At 24.4% G+C, this 26,951-nt stretch carries 19 protein-coding genes and 1 pseudogene; 7 read left to right on the top strand and 13 right to left on the bottom strand.

The window, feature by feature from the left end; genetic code table 11:
- Positions 1-47: 47 nt before the first annotated feature.
- The 3 genes from dnaN to nrdE all read right to left on the bottom strand — a co-directional run bounded on the left by dnaN (position 48) and on the right by nrdE (position 5,149).
- Complete coding sequence (gene dnaN / locus OC680_RS00740) at positions 48-1,184, bottom strand: DNA polymerase III subunit beta (RefSeq protein WP_304515213.1); 1,137 nt, start codon at positions 1,182-1,184, stop codon at positions 48-50.
- A gap of 11 nt (positions 1,185-1,195) precedes the next feature.
- Positions 1,196-2,569, bottom strand: coding sequence for a chromosomal replication initiator protein DnaA (gene dnaA / locus OC680_RS00735; RefSeq protein ID WP_304515212.1), 1,374 nt, complete (start codon positions 2,567-2,569; stop codon positions 1,196-1,198).
- Between the two features lie 108 nt (positions 2,570-2,677).
- Complete coding sequence (gene nrdE, locus OC680_RS00730) at positions 2,678-5,149, bottom strand: class 1b ribonucleoside-diphosphate reductase subunit alpha (RefSeq protein WP_304515211.1); 2,472 nt, start codon at positions 5,147-5,149, stop codon at positions 2,678-2,680.
- Positions 5,150-6,549: 1,400 nt separating this feature from the next.
- Between nrdE and OC680_RS00725 the strand changes: the two genes are divergently transcribed.
- From OC680_RS00725 to holA (OC680_RS00705), 5 genes are all read left to right on the top strand, one after another.
- Positions 6,550-7,422: a hypothetical protein gene (locus OC680_RS00725; RefSeq protein WP_304515210.1), complete on the top strand. Its 873-nt coding sequence runs from the start codon at positions 6,550-6,552 to the stop codon at positions 7,420-7,422.
- 122 nt (positions 7,423-7,544) lie between these two features.
- Positions 7,545-8,573 carry a tryptophan--tRNA ligase gene (trpS, locus tag OC680_RS00720; RefSeq protein WP_304515209.1) on the top strand — a complete coding sequence of 343 codons (1,029 nt, stop codon included), beginning with the start codon at positions 7,545-7,547 and terminating at the stop codon, positions 8,571-8,573.
- A gap of 198 nt (positions 8,574-8,771) precedes the next feature.
- The gene (locus OC680_RS00715) at positions 8,772-9,554 is read left to right on the top strand and encodes a YitT family protein (protein ID WP_304515208.1); all 783 of its coding nucleotides are present in this window, start codon (positions 8,772-8,774) and stop codon (positions 9,552-9,554) included.
- Between the two features lie 63 nt (positions 9,555-9,617).
- Positions 9,618-10,580, top strand: coding sequence for a tyrosine recombinase (locus OC680_RS00710; protein WP_304515207.1), 963 nt, complete (start codon positions 9,618-9,620; stop codon positions 10,578-10,580).
- Positions 10,581-10,635: 55 nt separating this feature from the next.
- Positions 10,636-11,643 (top strand): DNA polymerase III subunit delta, encoded by a 1,008-nt coding sequence (gene holA, locus OC680_RS00705; RefSeq protein WP_304515200.1) that lies wholly within the window; start codon positions 10,636-10,638, stop codon positions 11,641-11,643.
- On the opposite strand, the gene OC680_RS00700 is transcribed toward holA (OC680_RS00705), so the two are convergent.
- From OC680_RS00700 to OC680_RS00675, 6 genes are all read right to left on the bottom strand, one after another.
- Entirely contained in the window at positions 11,632-12,027 is a 396-nt protein-coding gene (locus OC680_RS00700) for an L-threonylcarbamoyladenylate synthase (RefSeq protein WP_304515206.1), read from the bottom strand. The two genes, holA (OC680_RS00705) and OC680_RS00700, sit on opposite strands and share 12 nt — an antisense overlap.
- Before the next feature lie 1,104 nt (positions 12,028-13,131).
- On the bottom strand, positions 13,132-13,452 hold the full coding sequence (locus OC680_RS00695) for a hypothetical protein (protein WP_304515205.1): 321 nt from the start codon (positions 13,450-13,452) through the stop codon (positions 13,132-13,134).
- A 551-nt stretch (positions 13,453-14,003) separates the two neighbouring features.
- On the bottom strand, positions 14,004-15,098 hold the full coding sequence (locus OC680_RS00690; protein WP_304515204.1) for a metal ABC transporter permease: 1,095 nt from the start codon (positions 15,096-15,098) through the stop codon (positions 14,004-14,006).
- Positions 15,098-16,162, bottom strand: coding sequence for a metal ABC transporter permease (locus OC680_RS00685; protein ID WP_304515203.1), 1,065 nt, complete (start codon positions 16,160-16,162; stop codon positions 15,098-15,100). Before OC680_RS00685 ends, OC680_RS00690 begins: the two co-directional genes overlap by 1 nt.
- A gap of 59 nt (positions 16,163-16,221) precedes the next feature.
- The gene (locus tag OC680_RS00680; RefSeq protein ID WP_304515202.1) at positions 16,222-16,983 is read right to left on the bottom strand and encodes a metal ABC transporter ATP-binding protein; all 762 of its coding nucleotides are present in this window, start codon (positions 16,981-16,983) and stop codon (positions 16,222-16,224) included.
- Positions 16,984-17,013: 30 nt separating this feature from the next.
- Positions 17,014-18,174, bottom strand: a complete 1,161-nt coding sequence (locus OC680_RS00675; protein WP_304515201.1) for a metal ABC transporter solute-binding protein, Zn/Mn family — start codon at positions 18,172-18,174, stop codon at positions 17,014-17,016.
- A gap of 1,623 nt (positions 18,175-19,797) precedes the next feature.
- Here OC680_RS00675 and OC680_RS00670 point away from each other — a divergent pair.
- Both OC680_RS00670 and holA (OC680_RS00665) read left to right on the top strand, forming a co-directional pair.
- A pseudogene (locus tag OC680_RS00670) lies at positions 19,798-20,106 on the top strand (tyrosine-type recombinase/integrase); the annotation flags it as partial.
- 55 nt (positions 20,107-20,161) lie between these two features.
- Positions 20,162-21,169 (top strand): DNA polymerase III subunit delta, encoded by a 1,008-nt coding sequence (gene holA, locus OC680_RS00665; RefSeq protein WP_304515200.1) that lies wholly within the window; start codon positions 20,162-20,164, stop codon positions 21,167-21,169.
- Here holA (OC680_RS00665) and OC680_RS00660 read toward each other — a convergent pair.
- The 4 genes from OC680_RS00660 to rplI are packed head-to-tail and all read right to left on the bottom strand — an operon-like array spanning position 21,158 to position 26,724.
- Positions 21,158-21,727 (bottom strand): L-threonylcarbamoyladenylate synthase, encoded by a 570-nt coding sequence (locus OC680_RS00660; RefSeq protein WP_304515199.1) that lies wholly within the window; start codon positions 21,725-21,727, stop codon positions 21,158-21,160. The genes holA (OC680_RS00665) and OC680_RS00660 overlap by 12 nt on opposite strands.
- Positions 21,724-22,800, bottom strand: a complete 1,077-nt coding sequence (locus OC680_RS00655; RefSeq protein ID WP_304515198.1) for a PCRF domain-containing protein — start codon at positions 22,798-22,800, stop codon at positions 21,724-21,726. Before OC680_RS00655 ends, OC680_RS00660 begins: the two co-directional genes overlap by 4 nt.
- A gap of 23 nt (positions 22,801-22,823) precedes the next feature.
- Positions 22,824-24,197, bottom strand: coding sequence for a replicative DNA helicase (dnaB, locus tag OC680_RS00650; RefSeq protein ID WP_304515197.1), 1,374 nt, complete (start codon positions 24,195-24,197; stop codon positions 22,824-22,826).
- A complete protein-coding gene (gene rplI, locus OC680_RS00645) occupies positions 24,190-26,724 on the bottom strand; it encodes a 50S ribosomal protein L9 (RefSeq protein WP_304515196.1) in 2,535 nt (844 codons plus the stop codon). Before rplI ends, dnaB begins: the two co-directional genes overlap by 8 nt.
- Between the last annotated feature and the right edge of the window lie 227 nt (positions 26,725-26,951).

The following is a 26,951-nucleotide window of genomic DNA, read 5'->3' as shown; positions in this document are numbered from 1 at the left end:
ATCTATTTTCTATCATAGTTTTAACTAAAAAATCTTTTCTGACTATTTTATATCGGAAAAAAAGGCAAAATCAAATAGAGTAGAGTTTTTTCTTCTTCGTTGTGAATAATAAAAGGGTTAGAACCGTTTTGAAACAAAATCTTAATTTCTTTAGCAGGGAAAACTTTTAAAATTTCTTCTAAATGTTTTACATTAAGAGATATTTTAACTCCTTCCTTGATAGATGATTTTAAGGGAGTAATTCTCTCCACTGCGTTACCAATCTCATCACTATTAGCTGAAATTTCTATCATTTGTTGATTAACAATTTTTATTTCAATAATATTAGAAAAAACATTTTCTTCTTTAGGTAAAAACAAAGAAAGTCTTTCTAAAGTTTTAATTAAATCTTCTTTATTTAATTTAATAAAAAAGGGGAATTGCTGCATTTTAATTTCTGGTAATAACGGATAATCACCTTCAAGTAAAGAAGTTTGAAATATTAGAGAATCACAATATAAAATAAATCTTTGATTATTTACAGATATTTTTAAAAATTCATCTTTTTGATATTCTAAAAGTTTATTCAATTCTTCTAAATTTTTATGAGCAATAACAATGTTAAAATTAGAGTAATTAAGATTTAATTCTATTTCTTTTTTGCTTAAACGAAAAGAATCTGTAGCAAAAGCTTTTAGAAAAGGTTTTTGGTAAAATAAATTAACGCCTGTTAAAATTTTTTGTTGCTTATCTTTCGAAGTCACAATATTAGTCTCTTTGATTAATCTCTTAAAAAAATTACTTCTAATCATAAACACGTTATTTACATCAACAACAAAATCGATTGAAGGGAAATCACATAAATTCATTATTTTAAGTTTATATTCAGAAGAAGCAGTTTTAATAACTAACAATCTATTTTCAATGGAAGCTATTTGAATAAACACAGAATCAATTTTTTTAATAATATCAATAAAATATTTCCCCACTATAACTAAAGATCCATTTTGTTTCACTTTAAGGCTATTATCTTGTATTTTAATTCTGACAGAAATATTCATATTTAAAACTTCTAAAAAAAAAACGTCTTGAGAAATTTCTAATTTAATATAATTAAAAACAGGGAAAAAAGTTTTTTGAGGAAGTATCTTTTGTATTTGCAACAAAAAATGCAACAAAACTTCTTTTTTAATTTCGAGATTCATACTTATATTTACTACCTTAGAATTAATTTCGAATCATTTATTTTTTTCAAAATAATTTCGATGGTTTTTTTTAGTTCTTCGTTATCTTTCATTTTTTTTTCTATTCTACGGTAAGATTTGGAAATAGTAGAAGCATGTCTTTTATTAAAAAGAAAACCAATCATTTCATTAGATATATTATTAGTTTTTTTAATAAAATAAATAGAAACATCGCGTGGTAAAGTATATTTACGATGTCTTTGTTTACTGATTAAACTACGTATCTTAATATTATAAAATTCACTAATAATATTTTGAATCTGTCCCACATTTATTTCTTCTTTAGATATATTATTTTTATTTTTCAACAATGGTTCGAGAGCTGCTATTGTGTTTTTTAAATTTATTTCTAAACCGTATACTTGAATGTAATTAACAAGCCTTAATAAAGCACCTTCCATTTCCCTAATATTATCGTTAAAATGGGCAGAAATAAAACTGAGAATTTCCTTAGTTAGCTTAATGTTATTTTTACCTTGAATAACAAATAATTTTTTTTTTAAAATTTCTAAACAGTGTTGGAAATTAGGTTTTTTAATATCTCCTACTAATCCCGCTTTAAAGCGATTAGTTAATCTTTCCATAATATTATTTAGTTGAGAAATAGGTTTATCACTAGTTATTACTATTTGTTTTTTGTTTAAATTAAGGTAATCAAAAAGTTTAAAAAATTCTATCTGAGTTCTTTTAGCATCCGCCATGATTTGAATATCATCAATTAGCAAAAGATCTATGTTTCTATATTTATTATTAAAATCTTCCATTTTATTTTCTTTTAATTGATTAGTAAAATCTTCTATAAAACCGTCTGCTTTAATATATAAAATTTTTTTTTGAGGATTTTTTTTCAAAATGTAATTACCAATAGAATGCATAAGATGAGTTTTTCCTAATCCCACATCACCAAAAATATACAAGGGATTAACTAAAACTTCCTCATCATCAGCAATCTTTTTAGCAATTTTAAAAGCAAAAATATTACTTGAACCTACAACAAAATTGTCAAAATTATATTTGGGTTCTAATTTCCCATAGTAGCAAGAATCAGGAGGCATTTTTTGAGTTACAACTGAATTAGTTTTTTTTATCTCTTTATGAGAAATAAATTTAAAAATTATCTTATTATGAGAATATTTTTTAGAGATTTCATTTATTTGGTTAGAATAAATATTAAAAAGTTTATTTTTAATGAACTCATTTTCTACTAAAATAAAGATAATACCATCTTCTACTTTATATGGAGTTTTCATACTGGCAAAATTCTCTTCAAATACTTCTTTGCTATAAATTAAAGATAATTCTTGTAAGACTTTATCTACAATATCTTGTTCTGATAATTTTTCCATCTGAACCCTCCTTTTTGCAAAAAAAATAAGTTTTTATTCTAAAAAATAACTCATTTTTTTAATAAAGCACTTATCAAAGAAATAATAAAATCCAGATACGAAAAAAAATTAAATCGAACATGATTCACATTCTGAAAGTTTTAATTTTTTAGTCCTTGTATAATAGAGAGTTTTAATTTTTTTGTAATGAGCATATAAATAAATTTTCTGTAATTCTCTTGTAGTCATATCTGAATTAATGCATAATTCTAAAGAAATTCCTTGATCTACATGTTTTTGAGCCATAGCAATAACGTCTATTAATTTAAATTTATCAATTTGATAAGCTGTTTGATACATAAAAGAAACTTCGGATAAATTAGGAGCTGGGAAATAAGTTTTTGATGTGCCATAGGTTCTTTCTTCGATTAATTGCTTAATAGGAGTTAAAGAAGAAGTAGTAGACATAACATATCCAATAGAACCATTAGGCGCTACCGCTAGTCTATGAGAATTCCACAATCCGTATGATATTATATTTTCTTTTAATGTTAACCAATCCTCGTCAGTTGGTAATTGAATATTTTCGAATATTTTTTTAATTTTAGGTGAAACAGGAAGAATAGATCTTTTATCTTTGAAATATTCACCACTAGCATAAGTAGATTGCTTAAATTCGAAAAAATTTTGGCCAGTTGCTTGAGCTTTAAGATTAGAATGCAACAAAGAGTAGTAATTAACAGCGTTAAAAAAAACATCGATTAATTCTAGATTTTCTTTGCTTCCAAAATCTATCATATTTTCAGCTAGAAAGCTATGATGCCCCATAATACCAAATCCAACACTTCTATTCAATCGGTTCGCTTTACATACTCCTGGAACATAACTAATATTTGTTTTACAAGAAACAGAATTCATTAATTCCATCGCTAAAAAAACAGTTTCTTTGATTTCTTTATTCTTTATCATATTACCCATATGACCAGAAGCTAAATTACAAGAAATATCCATACCTATTTGGTCTTTTTCTCTTTGGTCATAAGAAGCATAGTGAGAAGTTAAAGAAGGTTGAAGAATTTCTGTGCATAAATTAGAAAACTTAATTTTTTTTGAAGAAGTATTAGCCTTGTTAGCATTGTCACAAAACATTAAATAAGGATAACCAGATTCACCTTGAAGTCTTGCAATTAATTCTAATAAAATTCTAGGATTAATAAATTTCTTTTTCACTTTAGGATTATTGATTAAAATATCATACCATTGATCCATTTCTACACTTATATCAGCAAAATCAGTTCCATATTCTAGAAAAACAGTATGAGGAAAAAAAGTAGCCATCATTTGATTTTTTTTAGCTAATTCTATCATTTTGTCAGTAACTATAACGCCTAATGATAATGTTTTTAATCTTATATCATCATCTGCATTTAACTTTTTAGAATCAAGAAAGTCTTCAATATCTGCATGATGAACGCTTAAATAAACTGCTACAGCCCCTAATCTATGTCCCATTTGATCTGCATAACGCGAAACATAATCTAATATTTTAGCAACTCCTATTACGCCCTTGCAAGCATTTCTAATTCCTTTAATAGTTTCTCCTTTTGCTCTTAAATTAGATAAATTAACTGAAACTCCACCTCCTATTTTAGAAAGTTGCATGGTGAATTCCGTAATACGAGATATATCGTTTAAAGAATCACCAGCTTCTAACAAAAAACAAGAAACGAATTCTCCTCTTTTTTTAAGACCGGTGTTTAGTAAAGTAGGTGTAGCTGGTGTAAAATTTTGTTTTATTAAGCTACTAACCATTTTTTTAGCTAATTCAAAATTGCCTGAAGAATGATAGAGCGCATTTATCGAAAGACGATCTTCATAAGTTTCTAGATATTTTTTTTTATCTCTTGTTTTTAAGGCATAATCGTTATAAAATTTATAGATGCTCATGAAAGAAAGGAAATGAAATTGTTGTTTGTAAGCTATTCGATAAATTTCTCTTATTTGAGATATAGAATAAGCTTTTAAAAAATCTTCTTCGTAGTAATTGTTTTCTGTTAAAAATTTTAATTTTTCTTCTAAAGTAGGAAATCTTTTTAATTTAGGAGTTATTTCTTCAGAAAGATATGATTCTATAGCTTCTTGATCTTTGTTTAAATCTTTTATATTGCCTTCTTCATCTATTATTTGGTTATTTAACAGAATCCAATTAGGGATTTTATTCTTTTGGTTTTCATTTTTTCTTATTTGATAGTTCTGTAGCCATTTTTTTAATTTTTGTATGTCTTCTTCGAATCCTTTGCCCTCAAACTTGAGTATTAAAGGTATATTAAATTTTTGCGCGATTAGATCTCCTGCTTTACCGAAATTTTTACCATAATTTCTATTTCCTGATACAGCTACTCCTATTACCAATTGATGATTTTGTTCTAGAAAATCTTCTATTTCTTTTGTTATTTTTCCGAATTCAACAGTTTTAGTAACTAAGAAAATTTTTTCTTCATTTTTGGGTAAATAGTTTTTTATATGTTCTTTAGGATAATTTAATTTATTTACAAAATCATAAACATTTCCGTTTTCGTAACCGTCATAAATAATTTTCATAAATTTTTACCTTATTCTTTTCTAATTATTAAACTTTTTATATTGTTCAGATGATCTTTTTATTTTCATATCTATATTATATAAAAGTAACTCAACACTTTAGCATTTTTATTATGTTAGTTTATTTTTTTCTTTTTCATTTATTTGATAATTTATTACAGAGAAGGAACAATTTTAATTATAAACAGTTAAATAGAAACAAGATTGTAAGTCAACAGTGAATGTTAGTAAGTCGTCGCTGCTTTTTGTAAAAGATAGGGTAAGCTCATTAAGAGATAGAAGCTAAGAAATAAAAACAATTATCTATCAAATGGAAAGTTAGATGAAGTAAGTGATTCTAAATTTTTTCAATTTTGAAGACTTAGTTTTCTATCTTTTTTTTAAAATTTTTAAATTTCTTTATTTATTATATATATATATATTATCATTGTTATAGAACCTAAAAAATGTGAATAACTTACAAAATGTATTTTTTTTGGGGCTAAATGCTAAAAGTTATTCACATTTTGTTCACATTTTGTTCACATAAAAAAGAGTTATTCACATTTTTTATGATATTTTATTTTTTTGTGGCTAATAAACAAAGACAAGCAAAAATTAATTATGTCCTAAAAATGGTCTTTTTATTTTTATTAAAAAAAATGTTACTTTTATATTAAAAAAAATGTTACTTTTATATTAAAAAAAATGTGAATAACTTTAAAAAAAAAGTTATTCACATTTTTTGTTCACAAAAAATGTGATTTATAAACAAACAAAAAATGATCTGAAGTACTGTGTTTTTAAATAGAATTATTTTTTTTATTCACACTAATTACAAAGTTATTCACAATTTATAACATTGTGAATAACTTTGTAATTAGTGTGAATAAAAATATCAAAATTTACTAATTTTAATTCACAATCATTGACGATTTCAAGCAGCCTTTAATTTAAAGAAATTGCCAAATGTAGTACAAAAGAATTATAAACAGTTAAATAGAAACAAGATTGTAAGTCAACAGTGAATGTTAGTAAGTCGTCGCTGCTTTTTGCAAAAGATAGGGTAAATTAACTCAGCAAACTTTGATATGTGTAGTAGTTAAAAATAATTAAAAAATATCTTTATCATCTGGTAAAATAATAATATGTATATAGTATCCCAAAATACAAATTATTAATCAGGCCTTTGTTTTTATTTATAAGTTTTATAGTTATTAGTAATATTAGTAAAATAAAGTTTTTAATTATATTAAATGTGTATATAAACTTATAAAGTGTACATAATATTTTGCAAATAAACTATTATACTTTTTGCATTGAAAAGCATTTTATGCTTAGTAAATTTCAGATTGTTCTATAACAAGAAATGTTTATGAAAATATCTTTGTGAGGTTATGATTTTTTAAAAAGAAATAAAAATGAATAAAAAAATAAAAAAAGATGAAAAAAAAGGTTTAATTTATAAATTAAGTTTTGGAGGCCAGCTCTTATTTTGGTTTATTCTATTAACTACCTTTTTTACTATTATTACTGATTTTTCTAGATTTTTTTTGAAAAATCAGGCAAATACATCTCTGATTTTGAAAATAATTAAAGTAATTTTTTTATATTATAGATTTTTTACTAATCAAAAAACTCTTTTAGTCTTCTTAGTATTATGTTCTTTCTTAATAAAAATTAAGAATCAAAGAACGCAATCTTTTTTTATTTTAATGATAGTAGTAGATTCTTTATTAACTACTTTTGTATATAATTGCATTTTAAGTCCTATTTGGAACGAAAATGGTGATGTTTACAAGTTATTTAAATATTTTAAATTAAATAATGGAAATATTAGTTTATCTAAATTTCTTTATGATAGCTATATTTTAAGTATTTTTCAGCATATTATTATTCCTTGGAGTTCTTTTTTCTTTTTTTTCTTCTATTTACCTGTTTCTTTAACTAATTTTAAAAAAATTTTTTATACTTTTTTTCACCCCTTGTTCTATTTATTTTGTTATTTTATTTGCTTATTTGAACCTATTAGAAGTCAAATAGGAGTGGTTTGTTCAGCGTCTGAATGTTGGTTTCCCTATAGTAGTATTCAGTGTGATTATTATGAACATTCTAAAATTTTTGGAGATCCGTTATTTAGATGTTTATATTTGCCAGAAAAATTAGCGGTTTTATTTAGAATATTAATTTTATTTATTATATTTGCTTTTTTCTTTTTAATGGTTTTTTATTGGAAGAATAAATTTAATTGTAGTCGATATTTCAAAAAAACCTCCTTCTTTGTTAATCTTTAATTTTATTATGAAGCCAGTCTTACATAATAATTTTTTTAGCAAATAATATAATTTTTATGTTTGAGTTTATAGTGTTTATAGTTCGTAGGATAAAATTAGAGAGGTGGTAGTTAAATTATCAGATGATTATGCAATCCAAGTTGAAAAAAAAAATAATCACCGGTATTAAACCCACTGGTAAATTAACTTTAGGAAATCTTCTGGGGGTTATTAGACCTTTAGTTCTTTTGCAAAAAAAGTTTTATAATAAATATGATTTTTATATTTTTATTGCTGATCTACATTCTCTAACTTTTTTTCAAACTCCATCTCTACTTAAACAAGTTATTAAGGACACAGCAGCTTTATGTCTTGCAGCAGGATTAGATCTTTCTATAACTAATTTATTTATTCAATCAGAGGTGCCTCAACATACCTATTTAAGTTATATAATGGAATGTACTTCTTATTTAGGAGAGTTAAGCCGTATGATTCAATTTAAAGAAAAAAAAAAATATAACTCTGAACCAAATGTAAGAACTTCTTTATTCACTTATCCCATTTTAATGGCAGCAGATATTTTGCTTTATGATGCTGATATTGTAGTTGTTGGACAAGATCAAAAACAACATCTAGAATTAGTTCGCTCTTTAGCTATTCGTTTTAATTCTTTGTATGGTAATACTTTTATTGTCCCTGACTTTTTAAAAATAGGACATACTATTAATTCTTTGATTAATCCAATTAAAAAAATGAATAAAAGTGATCATTTGATTGATCAATCATTAGAAAAAGGTTGCATCTTTTTATCTGAAGATTTAAATCTTATCAGAAAAAAAATTATGCAATCAGTAACTGATTCTGACAACGAAATTAAATATGATACAGAAAAAAAACCAGGATTATCTAATTTATTAAAAATTTACTCCGCTTTTAGAGATTGGGATCTTAATAAAACGGAAGCTTATTTTCAAGGTTATTCTTATCAGAATTTGAAAATAAAAGTAGCTGATTTAGTTATAGAACATCTTTCCGTTATTCAAAATCAATTTCATTATTTTCGTCAAAGTTCTATTTTGGCTAATATTCTTAGTAAAAGTGCGGAAAAATCAAGTATAATCGCCCAAAATAAGTTAGATGAAGTGAAAAAAAAATTAGGTATCGGTTGGTAAAAGTTATTAAAATTTAAATCTATGAACTAAAAAAATGAAAATAAAGATATATTAAAATATATTAAATTCAAACTTTAAAAATTCTTATTATCATTCAATTTTTTTTAATTATTTTTATTTGTAAATTGAATTATTCCTGTTATTTAGTTGTAATTATATTTTAATGAAAAAAAAATGTAGAAAAAGCGGAGATTACAGATGAAAAATAATAGAGATAATTCTCTTTTTGGGCCTAAAAATAAATTACATGTGAAAACTATTTTTATCAATATATTTTTATGTTTTATTTATTCTCTTTCGGATGTTTTTTTCAATAGTGGCAATTATAAAGTTAATTCATATGCGACAGGTATACATGGTATTGGTGATGCTATTGCTAAAATATTAAAAGCGAATTTTATATTTTTAAAAAATAATTCTTTGTTTGTTGGTTTATTTTCTGCTTTTTTCTATATAATCATAAACGCATTTTTATTTATTTTTATTTCTTTTCCTAAATTAAGTTATAAGTTTACTATAAGTACTCTTATTAACAGTATTTCTATTTTCGTTTTTTTAATTTTGTTAACTGCTTCTATTAACAATAATAATAGTTTATATTTAAACAAAATGAAAAATTTTTTTGGTTTATTTGATATGGATGGTGGGTTTTGGTCTTCTTTTGTGAGAATAATAGTTTCTGCTATTTTAGGAGGAATTATTGGTGGTATTACTATTAGAATAGGGGGTTCTACTGGGGGTATAGATATTATTTCTAAATATTTAAATGTTTATAAACAAAAAGATATTTCATTAATGATTTGTTTGTTCAATTATTCGATTTCTGTTATAGCTACTTTATTGATTTATTTTACGACGAAAAAATTTTACTGGGAATCTATTTTTCTGACTAACTTTATTAAAATTCCTTTATCTACTTTTTTTATGTATTTCACTACTAATAGAAATAAACAAAATCATTTAACGCTTAAAAAAAATTAAATTAAAACTAATTCATCTAAATAGATTTTTGGGTTTATCTTTTAGAAAGTTAAAATTTTATCTATGAAATATATTATACAAGCGTTCGAATTATACCTAAAACATGAATTGATTCTATCTTTAAATACTATAATATCTTACTTGACTGATGTGAGACAATATTTGGAATTTATAGACAAATATTTAAAATTAAAAGAACCGTGCGAAATACGTCCAAATCACATATTTCTTTTTTTAGAATTTATTACAACTGAAAAAAAATTAAGCAGCAAAACTTTAGCTAGGAAAATTGTTGTTATTAAAAAATTACATGATTTTTTCTTAATAGAAAACCAAGTTGTTTATAATATCGCTTTGTCTTTGAAAATGCCTAAAATAAATAAAAACTTACCCACTGTTTTATCTTTGAAAGAAACTTTTCGTTTTTTAGCACAAATTAACCAAAATGATTCTTATATTAGTTTACGGAATCAGGCTATATTTGAATTAATGTATGGGTCGGGGTTAAGAATATCAGAACTTTTAAATCTTACTTTAGATCGGTTACATTTAGAAGAGATGTATGTTTTGGTTACAGGAAAAAGCAGCAAAGAAAGAATGGTCCCTATTTCTAAATATTCTGCTCAAGTTATTGAATTATATCTTAAATGTTCTCGTGATTTTCTTTTGTGTAAAACATCTAATTGTTTCGTTTTTGTGAATTATAAAGGAGGGCGTTTATCTAGACAGGGTTGTTATAAGATTTTTAAACAAAAGATAAAATTATCTGGTTTAAAACAGAAATATTCTCCTCATACTTTAAGACATTCATTTGCAACACATTTATTAGAAAATGGTATAGATTTAAGAGCTTTACAAAGTATTTTAGGGCATGAGGATATTTCGACTACTCAGATTTATACACATGTTAGTCAAAAACGTTTAAAAGAAATATATTATAAATATCATCCTCGTGCTGCTATTCCTATAGTAAAAGATGGTTTTAAGAAAAGTATGCCTAAAAAACATATAAGGATAAAAAAATAATTTATAATGATTTTATAAATTAAAAAGATTAAAAAAAAATCTAAAATACTAATATGTGGCGGTTAAAAGAGTGGTTTATTTAAGTTTATTATGTTATTCACAGTTATTTTTTTTAGAAAGGGAAAAGAATTATTTAGTAGAATTTTGCCATAAAAATAATTATTATTTTTACTATTGTAAATTCGAATCTCATAATTATTTTGATATTATGGCTCGAATGAAAGAATTGTTATCTACCGGCAATTTTTTTTCCCAAAAAAAAGTTTTTTTTATAGAAAATATTTCTTTGTTATTTGAGTTAAAAAAAGTTGATTATTTTTCTTTTTTAGTAAATTATTTAAATAAATCATCTGATCAGAACATTATTATGTATGTTACATTAGATGAAAATAATCATTTTTTTGCTCTGGTGAAAAACAAATTATTAAGATTTGCTCAAGTATTAAAAATTAAGTCTATTCATCGCAAAGATGATTTATTTTCTTATATTTTAAACACTTTTACGCAAGAAGGTTTTTTTATCAATGAAACCATTAAAGATAAATTTATTTATCGATTAATACAAAAAACTAACGGGGATTTGTTCTTGTTAAGTGAGGAAATTAATAAAATTAAGTTATATCATTTACCAAAAAAAAAGATTCATGATGAATCTGTTATTGAACAATTGACTTATGCGTCAGAAGATACAAGTGTTCTTACTTTAATAGAATTTATAATTAGCGAAAAAAGTTCTATAAGTGATTTTGCCTTTTTCCAAAAAACAGTTAGCCAAAAAAAAGATATTTTTTTGTTTTTGTACCGAATTTTAAAAAAATTACAAGAAATGATTGTCGCTGAAAGATTATTACGCCAAAATATAAGTCAAAAGCAAATTTCCTCGTTGTTAAAGTATTCTTCTGTTAAAACTTTTTTTTTAGCTAAAGAATTACGTTCTTTCAATATAGAAAGGGTTGTTTCTTTGTTTTTATTTTTTTTCGAATTGTATTTTGAAATGCAATTAGGGATTAAAGCCCCTGATATAAGATTTTTATTCATGGCTAAAACGGTATTATTTAATTAATATTTTTCGAATCATAGATAATGTAATTGCCCCTTTTCTTAAAACGCGCCAAAAAGGAGTAGTAGTTGTATCTATCACTGTAGAAGGTGTTTGTGATAAATTTTGATTATCAAGGTAAATATAATCTACTTGATTTTGGTATTTGTTTATAAGTACTTTTAAATTCTGTAAAGGGGGGAACCCGCTTTCATTAACAGAAGTAGTTTTTAGAGGACCTTTTTTTTGAAGTAGTTTCAAAGTTAGTAAATGGTTGGGTATTCTGATTCCTATTTTTTTTTCTTTGGTTAATTGGCAATATGATGGGTGAGTTTGAACAATTAGAGTTAAAGCTCCAGGCCAAAAAAAAAGAGCTATTTTTTTAACTTGAATGTTCTTTTTCATCATTTATATTTTTTAATTTCTTCAAATCTGATTGTAATTCTTTGTTTTTTTTGTAAATCATTTAGTATAGATTGATAAACATCTTTTAAAGATTTGGAGTTTTCTTTATTTGTAAAAGTAACCCAACTTTTAAAAGATTCCCACCTTGTTTGGGAAGGTTTTAATAAAACGGAAATAAAACTTTTTGAAGCTTATTTTCTTTTAATTTAATTTAGAATTTAAATTTATTAATTGTAAAACATTATTTCTTTCTTCATCGGAAGATTCTTTTTTTTATTAATAGTATTTTTTAATGTTTTAGCATATTGGGTTAATTCTTTTTGTATGCTATTATTTCTAGGTGTTTTAGTTCCTGAAACTTCTATTATCTGGTATGTGAACGTTATTATAAAAATAAGTTTTCTTCTTCAAATGGTAAGTAATTATTTCTACACTTCTAAATCCTTATTAAACGCTACTTTACTTAGTAAAACTTAATTTTATAAAAAAAAGCAAATTTATGATTCTTGAAAACCAAAAAATACCTTAGAAAAGTGTATTATTTTTTATTCAAGATCAAACATATTCTGATATGCACCTTATTTCAAATATCAAAATTACAGGTAATATCGATGATAAAGGTGGAGACTTTATAAAAAAATGATAAAAGAAAATAATGAAAAATTTGATAATACAACAGATGATCTAAATTCATTATTTGTAGATGGCAATATTCATCGTATATATACATCCCAAATACAATTATCTATGCACTAAAATGTTATGCCGCATAATTATAATATTATTTATAACAGTAATAATCAAACAAATAAAAATGATATAAGAAAACATAAAATAACCAATTAATTAAATTATTTTGCATATCATATTAATAAAATATAAACGGAGAGAAGAGGTATATTATTATTAAAAAAACATCGAATAAAACTTTATTTATTACTACATTTATAATGTTTATTTCGGTTTTAGGAGCTTGTATTTTCCTTTTTATTAAAAAAATTAATTTTTAAAAAAAATAAAATGACATTATTATAAAAGTAAAAAAACCAAATTATTTATTAATAAATAATTTGGTTTTTATTTAAAAACTACTAGATTATAGATTGACTAAGCCAAAGAAAGTAATCCAGTTATTAATCCTGTTACTAAACCTACAATATGAATATCTCTTGTTATAAAATATTTAGATATTTTATGTTTATTATTTTTTATTTTTTGAAATATTTTATTATTTTTCATTTTTTTTAAAATATTTTTGTTTTTGTGAGGTACATTAGCATTTTGTGTTTCTACTATATTATTTGATTGTGTTATTTTTTTGTTATTGTTTATTATTTTATTTAATAAAATACATGTTAATGTTAATAAAATAAATGTACAAATCAAAATCAATAATTTAAATATAACTTTGTTAATTTTATTTTTCATTTTAAATTAAATCCTTCTCGTTTTAAATTTTTTTGTTTTTCAACATTTTTTTACATTTATCAATAATATTTATTTTTTAAGATAAATTAGTTTTTATTGGTTTCTTTATAGTGATTAATAATTTCTATTTTTATTATTTTTGTAATATAAAAACATATTAATATTCATAAAATAAATGTACAGATCAAAATTAATAATTTAAATATAACTTTGTTAATTTTATTTTTCATTGTAAATTAAATCTTTCAAGTAGAGGGAAAAAGGTTATTTTTTCAATTCTTTTTAGGCTTTAAGGATCTTAAAAACTTTTTACCGATGTTAAAAAATTTTAAAATAATAATTACTTTGTTTTTGGTTATTGAATGGGGTAAGTATTTTATATACAAAACATCGAACCCATTCATAAAAAAAATAGGACCTCTTTTTTAAAAAGGTCCCAAAATAACTTTTATATAATAATCGAGTGTTTGAATATTGTTTAAATATTATAAAACTTATTATAAATGAAATAAAAACCCACTTTATTAAAGCATGTTGATGGATTTGATTATTTAAATCCAAAGAGCAATTTTTTCTTCTAAAACATATTTCCCTGAAGTATTTAATATTACTTGATTATTCTTTATTCGGATATAGCCTTTTTTTAAAGCATTATTAAGACATTTATTATAACGAAATAAAGGCCATTTTAGATCTTTATAAATCTCTTGATAATGGTTTTTTTGTAATTGGTTTTGGTTATTTTTAAGATGCATTAGTAAAGAAATAATCATAAATTCTTTTCTTTGCAAATTATTTTTAATTATTTTAGCAACAATTCCAGTTTTAGGAGCTAAGAAGAAAAAGAGCAAAAAGCTAACTAAATTCATAAAAGCAATTAGCCCTGATACTGGCAAATTAAGTCCAATTGCCAAATAATAACCAATACTAGAATCAACAAATGCAATCCATAAAGAAAGTAAAAAACTATTACATAAGTTTTTGGTAACTAAAAGAGATATGGCGGCAGGTCCAATCATACAAGAAATTACCATAATAGAACCAACTACATCAAAAGAAATAACAGCTGTCATAGAAACTAAAAACATTAATAAATAATTAATTAAATTAATCGAAAATCCGAGGATGACAGCTAGAGTAGGATCAAAAATGTAGTTTTTTAATTCTTTATAAAAGAAAAAAACGAACAGCAAATTAATACATAAAAGAGGAATAATTTTTTTGAGTTGGTTAAGGTGGGTCAGCTCAATATTGCCTAAAAAAACAGCATCAGTATCAAGATGTTCATGTCTTGTATAAAGACTTATCAAAATAATAGCTACCGAAAAGAAAAAAGTAAAAACAATCCCAATAGAAGCATCTTTAGTAACTTTAGAATTCTTGCCTAAAAGTTCTACCATATAAGCTGTAAGTACACCTACTAAAGCAGCCCCCATAATTAAAAGAGGAGAATTGATATTTTTAACTACTAAAAAAGCTATAACAATGCCTAATAAAACACTATGACTCATCGCATCAACCACCATAGAAGATTTTTTCAATACTAAAAAAACTCCTAAACTAGCCAAAGTCAAAGAACAAAATAAAATAACTAAAAAAACATCTAATTCAAAGCCGCTAACAACATTATTAATAAAACTTATCATTAAACAACACCATCAATTAAATTTTCAACTAATTTAATTCCTTTAGGTGTTAATTGGGGTTTTTGATTTTGCAACATTAAATATTTTTCCTTCCATAAAAAACTTTCTATTTGAATTATTGGCAAACTCAGGCTTTGAATTTCTTCTTGTTCATAATAAAGATGAATAAGTTGGCGAAATTTTTTAATCTTTTTTTGATATTTAATTTTTTGCATATATCTACTAATAACTCCATATTTAGGAGAAAATAATAAAGAAATAGCAATAAATAAAGCAGTAATAACAATAATAATTGGTCCTGTTGGCATATCTTCTACACTATTACTTATAAAAACTCCAATCGAACTAGAAAAGAAAGTAACAATGGAAGCAATAATAACATTAGTAACAAATCTATCACTAAATTGACGGGCAATTATTCCTGGCATAATTAAGAAGGCACTTGTCAAAATAATACCAATAATTTTTAAACTAATAACTATTACGCCAATTAATAAGAAATTGAGAATAAAAGTCATAATTTTAGTGTTAAACCCGATACTTTGGGCAAACTTATCATCAAAAATATAGATTTTAACTTCTTTCCACAAGCTAGCCACCACTACTAAAGTAATTAAGGCCATAATGCCAGTAGAAATCATATCTAGTTTAGTTACCAAAGCAATTTGCCCTAAAATAAATTTTTCCAAAGTAGCTATTTTATTATCCTCACCAGTATTTTGAGCAATGGCAATTAAAACGTTACCTAAACCAAAAAAAGAGGCAAGCACTAACGATAAGACTGTATCAGATTTAATTTTAGAATATTTTTTAATAAGTTCCATCAAAAACAAAGTAACAAACGAAGCAAGAATAGCACCTAACCACAAAACCCAAATATCTGTACTGCGAACAAAAAGATAAACTAAGGCAATTCCTGGCAAAGCAGTATGTGAAAGAGCATCGCCAATTAAGGCTTGTTTTTTCAGGATAATAAAAACACCTAAAATACCTGATGTAAACCCTAAAAAACTAGCTGCTAAAAGCACTTTAACAACAGTATAATTAAATTCTAAAACAAACATATTTAATCCTTTCTTATGTGTTTAGTTATTTTATTTATATTTAATTTAATTCTTTTTATTTAGTTTTCTTTTAAGTTTACAAAATTATGAATATCTTTTTTTAATTGTTTATTTTGAAAAGTTTTAGTTAAATTAGTTTGATTAAAAACTGCATCCATAGTACCGCTTGCAATTTTTTGTACGTTTATTAAAACTACATGATCAAAATATTGAGTTACTGTTTCTAAATCATGGTGTACTACAATAATGGTTTTATTTTCTTTTTGCAAATCTTTTAAAACTTGGATAATTTTTTTTTCTGTTTGGATATCAACCCCTTGAAACGGCTCGTCCATAAAATAAATATCTCCTTGTTGAGCTAAGGCGCGAGCTAAAAAAATTCTTTGTTGTTGGCCGCCTGAAAGTTCAGATATTTGACGGTCCTTAAGATTTTGAATTCCTGTTTTTTCTAAAGATTGCATTACTATTTCTTTATCTTTAACAGTTGGTTTTTTAAACCATCCTAAATGTCCGTAACGACCCATTAAAACAACATCAAAAACAGTAGTAGGGAAATCCCAATCAACTGAATTTCTTTGTGGTACATAGGCAATTTTTTTTCTTACTTGCCCATATTTTTGATTATAAAATAAAACTTCTCCAGACACTTTGGGAATTAATTCTAAAATAGTTTTAATTAAAGTTGATTTTCCAGCACCATTAGGCCCCAAAATAGCTGTTAAAGAGCTTTGATAAATATCTATATCAATATCCCACAAAACTGGTTTTAGATGATAAGCTACAGTTAGATCTCTAATTTTAATGGCTATTTCTTTTTTCATTATAATCTCCTTATTTCTTTGTTATTGTTATTATTGTTTTAATTCTTTTTCTATTGTGTTAATGTTATGTAATAAAGCTCCAATATAGGTGGAATGTTTATATTTTGTGGGTTTGGAGTTTCCGTATGTATCTTGATCTCCTTCAAATTCTATTGGTTCTTCATTTTCTGACCCCAAAGCATCAGCGTATAATTCTTCATCGCTTTTTTTAATATTATAACCTTTACTTTTTACAGATTCTTTAAGAGAATCCAGTGTTCCTTCTGGAAAAGCACTTTCTACAAAAATAGCTTTTACTTGGTTAATAACAAGTTCATTTGCTAACTCTTCAATATTGGTGATACTGGCTTCTGTTTGAGTAGAAATTCCTTGAATGGGGCTTAATTGAAAATTATATTTTCTAGCTAAATAAGAAAAAGCATCATGAGCAGTAACTAAAATAAATGTTCTACCTTGAGAAGAAAATTGTTGTTTTAATACTTTAATTTTCTGGTCTACATATTTATCTAATAATTTTAATTTGCATGCATATGTTTCACAATTTTCTTTTAATTTTCCAATATCCTCTGAGTTAAAACGTGAATCTTTTTCTTTAATTTTTTTCTCCAATACTGTTTCTAATTTATATTTTAATTGTTGTAAAACTTTAATCCAAAGATCTATATCAAACCAAATATGAGGATCTGGCCCGTTAGTATCTTCGTCTCGTTTAATATCTTTTTCTTGAATGTGTTCCTTCTCATCACCTTTTTGATTTATAACTTTAGTATGTGTTTCATCTAACTGTACTACCGTAAAGGAATTATGTGTCAAAAGTGGAAAAGCTTCTGCCATTTTAGCTTCTAAATGTAGTCCATTAATCACAACTAAATCAGCTTCTTTAATTTTTTTGCGATCTGATAATTTGGTTTTATAATTGTGCGGATCAATTCCTACTCCCATCAAAGAATCAACTTGAATGCCTTCAATTTTTTGATATTCGTTTTGTTCTTCTTCTGCCACATTACCAACTAAATGCTTGACTAAATCTTTTAACATAGTAGTAGTCGTTACTATTTGTAGATCTTTTGAAACGGTTTTAACATTTTTGGTTTTTGTCAAAGATAAAAAAGGAATAGATAAAATTAGTGTTGTTATTGTTACTAAAATAAAAATCATTATTTTTTTTTTATATTTGATAAAAAAATCCATAATTTAGACTCCTTTTTTTTGCTTTTCTGAATTAATTTAAAAATAATTTAAAATGAACTATTCTTTGGATTTGCAAAAATTCAATTTTGCGAAATCAAAGTTTTACAAAATATCTAAAAATTTGTAATTATAAATTAGTGTTTTGGGATTTATTTATAAAATCCATCATTAAAAATAGCAATTTTGATATAGTTATACCTATACATTTGGCAATAATTTAGCAAAAATATTTAATTATAATGAGAGCTAATTTGTTATTGGTCTATTATAGCTTGACAGTAAAAATCTTTTTATTTTATATTTTTAAAAAAAATTTATTACTTATGATTTGATTTTTCAAATTTTTTTCATATTAAACTATGAAAAATAAACTATAATTTTAAAGATGCTTATTATGCTTAATAAAAATACAAAAGCGGTGAAGGAAAATATTTAAAATACAATAATTTAATACCAAACTTATTAAAAAAATGATATAAATATAGCTTAGGGTATAAAAAATATAAAAACTTGTAATAATTTAATAAATCTAAATTATAATTAACTCTCAATTAGTTTTTGGGTGGATTGCATAAAATGATAAAATTATGGCTAATAATAAATGAAAGATATCATTAACACAACAATAAATTTATAAAATATTCTTATTATTTTCCCAAAACATTGCAAACACTTATTATACCGATCGAATTAATACTTAAACATATTGGGGATTTCTATATAAATTATTATATAAATAAGGTCTTATTTTATAAAATACAATTGTAAAAATAGTTTTTGGTATTAAGTTTTAAAGTCATTACAAAATAGAAATATATCAATTGTATTAAATTGTATATAATAAATCGAAATAAAAAATAAATATAACTAATTTAGTATCTTACTTATTTTGCTATATATGTGATTTAATTTGTGAATAAATAACTTATAAAATTAGTAGTTGCTTTTGAATATTTTTATTCTAAGATAAACAAAGAGTTTAAAGCCAAGACTCAAAATATTTAAATAATCATATTTTAAACCAAGACTTAAAACATTTAAATAACTATACTTGTATTGTAATATAAAACTATTGAAATTAAACAGAAAATAAATTTTTATCAAATATTTCAATTCCAAATAAAATTAAAGGTTGCAAAATTATTGAAAAAATGCACATAATAAAATGTCGCAAATATAAATGTTGCATAAAAATATATTTATTACCGTAATATTTTAATGGGGAATTTTTAAACCTTTTAATATTTGTAGAAAAGTAAAATATTTGTAATATGGAATCAAAAAGAAAAGTAATTATGAGTTTGTTGCCAAAATATTTTATTTTAGTTTTATTTATGATTTTATGATTTTATGATTTTATGATTTTATGATTTTATTAGACATATATTTTTGCAATCAAATTAGCATTTATGCTGAAAAAATCAAGGAAATAATGGAGTAGGCGTTGAAAAAAATGAAAATAACACTTAACAAAACCCCAAGAAATAAATAATCATCCACCTTCAAAGAAATTCAAGAACCCCAAAAATTTCGAAGAATTATCCCACCAAGAAAAAAGAAATCAATGATTTTAGTTATTATAAATAAGATAATAAATTAACCAAACAAGATATTATAATCGCTTTATCTAGACAGGGTTGTTATAAGATTTTTAAACAAAAGATAAAATTATCTGGTTTAAAACAGAAATATTCTCCTCATACTTTAAGACATTCATTTGCAACACATTTATTAGAAAATGGTATAGATTTAAGAGCTTTACAAAGTATTTTAGGGCATGAGGATATTTCGACTACTCAGATTTATACACATGTTAGTCAAAAACGTTTAAAAGAAATATATTATAAATATCATCCTCGTGCTGCTATTCCTATAGTAAAAGATGGTTTTAAGAAAAGTATGCCTAAAAAACATATAAGGATAAAAAAATAATTTATAATGATTTTATAAATTAAAAAGATTAAAAAAAAATCTAAAATACTAATATGTGGCGGTTAAAAGAGTGGTTTATTTAAGTTTATTATGTTATTCACAGTTATTTTTTTTAGAAAGGGAAAAGAATTATTTAGTAGAATTTTGCCATAAAAATAATTATTATTTTTACTATTGTAAATTCGAATCTCATAATTATTTTGATATTATGGCTCGAATGAAAGAATTGTTATCTACCGGCAATTTTTTTTCCCAAAAAAAAGTTTTTTTTATAGAAAATATTTCTTTGTTATTTGAGTTAAAAAAAGTTGATTATTTTTCTTTTTTAGTAAATTATTTAAATAAATCATCTGATCAGAACATTATTATGTATGTTACATTAGATGAAAATAATCATTTTTTTGCTCTGGTGAAAAACAAATTATTAAGATTTGCTCAAGTATTAAAAATTAAGTCTATTCATCGCAAAGATGATTTATTTTCTTATATTTTAAACACTTTTACGCAAGAAGGTTTTTTTATCAATGAAACCATTAAAGATAAATTTATTTATCGATTAATACAAAAAACTAACGGGGATTTGTTCTTGTTAAGTGAGGAAATTAATAAAATTAAGTTATATCATTTACCAAAAAAAAAGATTCATGATGAATCTGTTATTGAACAATTGACTTATGCGTCAGAAGATACAAGTGTTCTTACTTTAATAGAATTTATAATTAGCGAAAAAAGTTCTATAAGTGATTTTGCCTTTTTCCAAAAAACAGTTAGCCAAAAAAAAGATATTTTTTTGTTTTTGTACCGAATTTTAAAAAAATTACAAGAAATGATTGTCGCTGAAAGATTATTACGCCAAAATATAAGTCAAAAGCAAATTTCCTCGTTGTTAAAGTATTCTTCTGTTAAAACTTTTTTTTTAGCTAAAGAATTACGTTCTTTCAATATAGAAAGGGTTGTTTCTTTGTTTTTATTTTTTTTCGAATTGTATTTTGAAATGCAATTAGGGATTAAAGCCCCTGATATAAGATTTTTATTCATGGCTAAAACGGTATTATTTAATTAATATTTTTCGAATCATAGATAATGTAATTGCCCCTTTTCTTAAAACGCGCCAAAAAGGAGTAGTAGTTGTATCTATCACTGTAGAAGGTGTTTGTGATAAATTTTGATTATCAAGGTAAATATAATCTACTTGATTTTGGTATTTGTTTATAAGTACTTTTAAATTCTGTAAAGGGGGGAACCCGCTTTCATTAACAGAAGTAGTTTTTAGAGGACCTTTTTTTTGAAGTAGTTTCAAAGTTAGTAAATGGTTGGGTATTCTGATTCCTATTTTTTTTTCTTTGGTTAATTGGCAATATGATGGGTGAGTTTGAACAATTAGAGTTAAAGCTCCAGGCCAAAAAAAAAGAGCTATTTTTTTAACTTGATTATTTATGATTGCTATTTTTTTCATTTGTTCTAAAGAATTAAATAAAACAGCCATTGGTTTTTTGGTATCTCTTTTTTTTATTTGATAAATTTTTTCCAAGCTAGTTTGATCATAAATACTAGTTCCCATACCATAAACTGTGTCAGTAGGAAAGATGATAATATTTGTTTTCGTATTTTTTTTTATCATAATGTTTCGCAATACTTTTGGAATTTTTGTTTTTGTAATTCTTCTGTTAATGGTTTTATTATTAAATCAATGTGACCTTCCATAAACATATCCAGTTTATTTATAGTTAAATTAATTCTATGATCTATTATTTTATTGTGAGAATAGTCGTATGTTCTTATTTTTTCGCTTCTATCAGCTTTGCTAATAAAGTTTTTTTTAATGTCGTTTTTTTCTCTTTTTTGTTGTGAAATTTTTTGGTAGTATATCTTATTTGTTAATAGTTTAAAAGCTTTATCTTTATTTTCATGTTGACTTTTAGCTATTTGGCAAGCAACACTAATTCCAGTAGGTAGATGGGTGAGTCGAACAGCTGATTTGGTGGTGTTCACTGATTGTCCTCCTGGTCCACTAGAATTAAAAGTATCTGTTCGAATATCATTCCAGTTAATATCTATTTTGAGTTCGTTTTTGTTGGGTATAACTAATACTTTGGCTGTAGAAGTATGAATTCTTCCTTTTTTTTCAGTTTCTGGTATACGTTGTACTCGATGTATTCCAGATTCATATTTAAGCCAAGAATAAGTATTTTTACCATGAATTGTGAATTCTACTGATGTAATTCCATTTTTAAAACTATTCATAAGATAGATAACTTCTGTTTTCCATTTTTTACTTTCAGCATGTTTCATATAAGCTCGAAATAAATCAGCTACAAATAAATTTGCTTCTCTGCCACCAATACCTCTTTTGATCTCTATAATGACATTTTGATTATTTTCATCCTCTTCTGCGAATAGTATTTTTTCTAATATATTTGTTTTTTGATCTATTTTTTGGTTTAAATTTTTTTTTTCTTCTTTTATTAAATTGATCATTTGATTATCATAACCATTTTGTCTTTGTATTAATTCTATTTCTAACTGGGATAATTCTTTTTTTAGTTCAATGTATTCATCATAAAGAAAAACAATTTTTTGAATTTTGCTCATTTGTTTTAGCAATTCAATATTTTGTAGATTTTCTTGATTTTCTAAAATTTTTTTTTGCCATTTTAAGTAATTTTGTTTTATTAATTCTAATTTATCAAACATTATACATTTCTCTGTCCTTTTTTTTAAAATAATTCATCATTAAAATTATTAGTTTCTCGGAAAAGAAGACAATTTAGGTCGAAATTAAAATATTTAACACCAGTTATTCCTTGGCGGTTTTTAGCTATAATTAGTTCTGTATGCCCTAAGTCTATTAAAGATTGATTATGATGTTCTTTTGAATAATAATGTTTTCTGTATAAAAACATAACAATGTCTGCATCTTGTTCAATACTTCCTGAATCTCTTAAATCAGATAAGATAGGTCTTTTTTCTTCTCTTTTTTCAACCTCTCTAGATAACTGTGATAAGGCTATAACAGGTATTTTTAGTTCTCTAGCCATTTGTTTTAAACTTTTAGAAATATCTGATACTTCTTCCTGGCGGTTATAAAAACCATAGTTGTTTGTTTTTTGGTTTTTTTTAATTAATTGTAAATAATCAATAATAACAATATCTAATTTATTTTGGTATTTAAGTTTTCGACATTGTGTTCTAATGTCTAAAATATTAACAGCTACTGAATCGTCAAAATAAATGTTTAAATTTTCTAATTTAGCAGTGGTATTTTTTAATAACAATAATTGATTTTCGTTTAGCATACTTAGTTGAATGTTTTTATGCGGTATTTCGCTTTGGGCACTTAACATACGCGAACTTAGTTGTTCGTTTGACATTTCTAAGCTGAAAATAGCTACAGCAGCTTGAGTATTTTTATTCTGCTGTGCAATTTTAACTGCTAAATTCATCATAAAGCTGCTTTTGCCCATTGAAGGTCTGGCAGCAATAATTATTAATTCTTCTGGTTTTAATCCCAAAGTGACCTCATCTAAATTATAATAGCCTGTACTCAATCCAATAATGTTATTATCTTGATGATTAATAATTACTTTTTCTTGTATTTTTGCCAATAAAGTTTTGATTTTAACAAAATTGTTTGTTTTTTGCTTGCTAGATATTTGAAAAATTTTCTCTTCTGCTACATTTAAATAATGTTGGGGATCGATGTTAGGATTATTAAGTCCTTCATACACAATAGCAGAAGCTGTTTGAATAATGTTCCTTTTGATAGCAGCTTCTTGTACGAATGTGATATAAGTATTAAGATGGTAAATAGAAGGAATTATTTCTCCTAGTTGAATGAGGTAGTTTTGACCTCCTTCTATGATATGATCTTTTTCTTGTAATAGTATGTATACCGAATAATAGTCGATTGCTTTGGATTGGGAAAATAAATCTTGCATAGCCATAAAAATGTATTGATGGTTAATATTAAAAAAGTCTGTTACTTCCAAGTGGTTTATTACATTCATAATTTGCTGTGGTTCTAAAAAAATAATTCCTAGAATAGATTGTTCTGCTTCTAAGCAATAAGGCAATTTAATATTATTATTCATTATTTTTTGCTGTTACACTTATAACAAAGTAGGTTTTTATGTCTTTTGTTAAAATCACATTAACTTTATGCATTCCTAAAGTATTTATTTCACTATCCAAAATAATTTTTTTTTCATTAATAAGAATATTATATTTTTCGAAAAATTCATCCACTATATGTTTTACAGTTATTTTGCCATAAAGTTTTCCGTTTGGTTTTACATTAACTTGTAAGTTAATTTGCTTATTTTCTATGCTTTCTTTTAGTTTATTCATGAGAAGAGCATGTTCAGCATCTTGTTTTTCTTTTAATTTTGTTTCTTCTGCTAATTTTGTGATATTTTTCTTATCAGCTAGGAGAGCTTTATTTTCTTTTATTAAAAAATTACTATAACCAGAAGATATTTCAATAATATCGCCTTTTTTACCCTTATGTTGTATATCTTCTAATAAAATGATTCTTTTCTTTTTCATATTTTCTACTCCTTCTTGGTATTCTAGTTTTAGGATATTTTTTAATTTATTGATAACTTCATTTATGTCTTCTTCATCAATTTGAGTAGCTGCACTATTTATATGTCCACCACCATTCATTTGTTCCATAATCATTTGAACGTTAATACTATTACAAGATCTGGCACTAATTCCGATTTTGTTTGGTTGTATTTGGCCGATAGCAAAAGCAGCATCTATGTTTTGGATGTTTAAAGCATTATCTGATACTTTTGCTAAAAAATCACGATTATTATCTTTCTTTTGGCTCCTGATAATAGCAAATTTGTTCATGTAAATTTCCATTTCAGAAATTAATTGATTTATTTCTACAATTTGTGTAAATTTTGGTCTTAACCAAGTTTTAACTTTATCTCCTTCAGCTCCCATATTTATTAATTGTGCGGCTGCTTCTAAAGTTCTTGCGTTTGTACGATATGTAAAATAATTTGTATCAATAATCATACCACCATACATAATACTTGCTTCAAAAGGGGTAATATTTACATTTTTATTTAAGAAATATATTAACTCAATTAACATTTCAACAGTAGAGGAAGCTGATGAATCTGTATAAATAAAGATGTTTTCAATAACTTTTTCTGAGGATCGGTGGTGATCGATGATGACAATATTAGTAGTTAAATCTAATAACTCTGGGCTATTTAAAATTTCTTGGTTTTGGGTATCTAAGATAACAAGTAGAGAGTTTTGGTCCATTATTTTATATGCTTGTTTGGTACTAATAATTTGCTGTGAGAGTTTTGGTTCTTCTATTTTTAAATTTTGGTAAATAATGTTGAAATTTTGATCTATTTTATCTTCATCAATAATTAAATAATGCCTATTATTATCATTTATAGATGCAGCTATTTTATAAAAGGCAATCATGGAACCTAAGGCATCTAAGTCTGGATTAATATGACTTACGAAAAAACAATTTTTATGTTTCTCTAAAAGTTCTTTTATAATTTCAGAATTTACTCTAGCTGGTACTTTAGAGTTAGTGCTTAAAGAAGTTTTTGTAGCGCCAAAATATTGGATTTTTTGGTTTTCGATATTTACAACGACTTGGTCTCCTCCTCTTTTTTGTGCTAATTCTAATGCACTTTGAGCATAATAAGCAAGTTGGTTATATGATAAATTATAACAAGAGATACCCATTGATAGAGTGATTTTTAATTTATATTTATCTGAAATATGGCGAACATGTTTCAAAATAGAAAATTTGTCTTCTATCATTTTTTCTAATTGTTTGCGGTTTAATAAAAGTAAAAATTTGTCATCTGATAATTGTTTTAAGTAACCTTGATATAATTCGATAAAATCAGATATAGTACTTAAATATTCCGCTTTTATTTGGGATTGCTCAGAAAAGTCCCAATTTTTTAAGGAGTTTTCTAAATGATCAAAAGATAAGAATACCAAAGCTGGAGTTGTTTGATGGTAGAGATTTTTAATTTGTTCTCTTTCTGTTACATTAAATAAATAAAAAACATTAAACTCTTTTTTATATAAACAATCAAAGTTTTCTTCTTTCATATTAACAATAATTTTTTCTTCTTTTTTTGTTGAGTTGAGTAATTGAGCTATTTCAGTGTTTAAATTTTGTATAGGGGTATTTAATTCGGGGTTATTAAATATTTTGTTGGCATAAGTATTCAGCCACTGAATTTCTCCAGATATTTTTTTAGTTACAATAATGCCTATCGGTAATTCATTGAAAACTTCTTCTCCAATTTGATTTATATAATAGGATAATTTAGACCACAATTTGAGTCTATTTTCTAACTTTTTAACTTTTAAATGGTTGTTAAAATTAAAATAAATTCCCAGAATGATAAAAAAAATAACTATTTTGCCTAGAATACTAAAAAATAATTTTAAGATAATGTTTTTTGTTTCTTGTATTTCTTTGTTGGGATTTTGAAATAGTTGTTTAATGTTGTCATAGTCGCAAAATATCATATATAAAAATGCAGTAATTAAAAAACAAACTAATATGATCTTTTTATAATTATGAATGTTTTTTTTTTTAAAAATAGATAACAACATATTTTGTTATAAAGCTCCCTTTTTCTAAATTCCCAGCAGAAAACCAAAATTATTTCAAATAATAATTTTTCTTGTACTTTCTTGTTGGGAAGGGTTAATAGTTTTTTAATAGTTATCATAGTCAAAAAAATATCATGTATATATAAAATATAAAAGTGAATAAAGAATAGCGATTAACAAATGCTAATATTATTATATAAAAAAATAAAACAAGTTGTTATACTTGT

The sequence above is a fragment of the Candidatus Phytoplasma melaleucae genome, from assembly GCF_030588185.1.
GTDB lineage: Bacteria > Bacillota_I > Bacilli_A > Acholeplasmatales > Acholeplasmataceae > Phytoplasma > Phytoplasma melaleucae.
Note: the sequence above shows the minus strand (reverse complement) of the source record. Positions and strands in the feature narration are given on the sequence as shown.

What these genes read in the sequence shown, in the direction of transcription:
- dnaN (WP_304515213.1), bottom strand. Translation starts at nt 1,184, where the DNA reads ATGAATCTCGAAATTAAAAAAGAAGTTTTGTTGCATTTTTTGTTGCAA.
- dnaA (WP_304515212.1), bottom strand. Translation starts at nt 2,569, where the DNA reads ATGGAAAAATTATCAGAACAAGATATTGTAGATAAAGTCTTACAAGAA.
- nrdE (WP_304515211.1), bottom strand. Translation starts at nt 5,149, where the DNA reads ATGAAAATTATTTATGACGGTTACGAAAACGGAAATGTTTATGATTTT.
- OC680_RS00725 (WP_304515210.1), top strand. Translation starts at nt 6,550, where the DNA reads ATGAATAAAAAAATAAAAAAAGATGAAAAAAAAGGTTTAATTTATAAA.
- trpS (WP_304515209.1), top strand. Translation starts at nt 7,545, where the DNA reads ATGATTATGCAATCCAAGTTGAAAAAAAAAATAATCACCGGTATTAAA.
- OC680_RS00715 (WP_304515208.1), top strand. Translation starts at nt 8,772, where the DNA reads ATGAAAAATAATAGAGATAATTCTCTTTTTGGGCCTAAAAATAAATTA.
- OC680_RS00710 (WP_304515207.1), top strand. Translation starts at nt 9,618, where the DNA reads ATGAAATATATTATACAAGCGTTCGAATTATACCTAAAACATGAATTG.
- OC680_RS00700 (WP_304515206.1), bottom strand. Translation starts at nt 12,027, where the DNA reads ATGATGAAAAAGAACATTCAAGTTAAAAAAATAGCTCTTTTTTTTTGG.
- OC680_RS00695 (WP_304515205.1), bottom strand. Translation starts at nt 13,452, where the DNA reads ATGAAAAATAAAATTAACAAAGTTATATTTAAATTATTGATTTTGATT.
- OC680_RS00690 (WP_304515204.1), bottom strand. Translation starts at nt 15,098, where the DNA reads ATGATAAGTTTTATTAATAATGTTGTTAGCGGCTTTGAATTAGATGTT.
- OC680_RS00685 (WP_304515203.1), bottom strand. Translation starts at nt 16,162, where the DNA reads ATGTTTGTTTTAGAATTTAATTATACTGTTGTTAAAGTGCTTTTAGCA.
- OC680_RS00680 (WP_304515202.1), bottom strand. Translation starts at nt 16,983, where the DNA reads ATGAAAAAAGAAATAGCCATTAAAATTAGAGATCTAACTGTAGCTTAT.
- OC680_RS00675 (WP_304515201.1), bottom strand. Translation starts at nt 18,174, where the DNA reads ATGGATTTTTTTATCAAATATAAAAAAAAAATAATGATTTTTATTTTA.
- OC680_RS00660 (WP_304515199.1), bottom strand. Translation starts at nt 21,727, where the DNA reads ATGATAAAAAAAAATACGAAAACAAATATTATCATCTTTCCTACTGAC.
- OC680_RS00655 (WP_304515198.1), bottom strand. Translation starts at nt 22,800, where the DNA reads ATGTTTGATAAATTAGAATTAATAAAACAAAATTACTTAAAATGGCAA.
- dnaB (WP_304515197.1), bottom strand. Translation starts at nt 24,197, where the DNA reads ATGAATAATAATATTAAATTGCCTTATTGCTTAGAAGCAGAACAATCT.
- rplI (WP_304515196.1), bottom strand. Translation starts at nt 26,724, where the DNA reads ATGTTGTTATCTATTTTTAAAAAAAAAAACATTCATAATTATAAAAAG.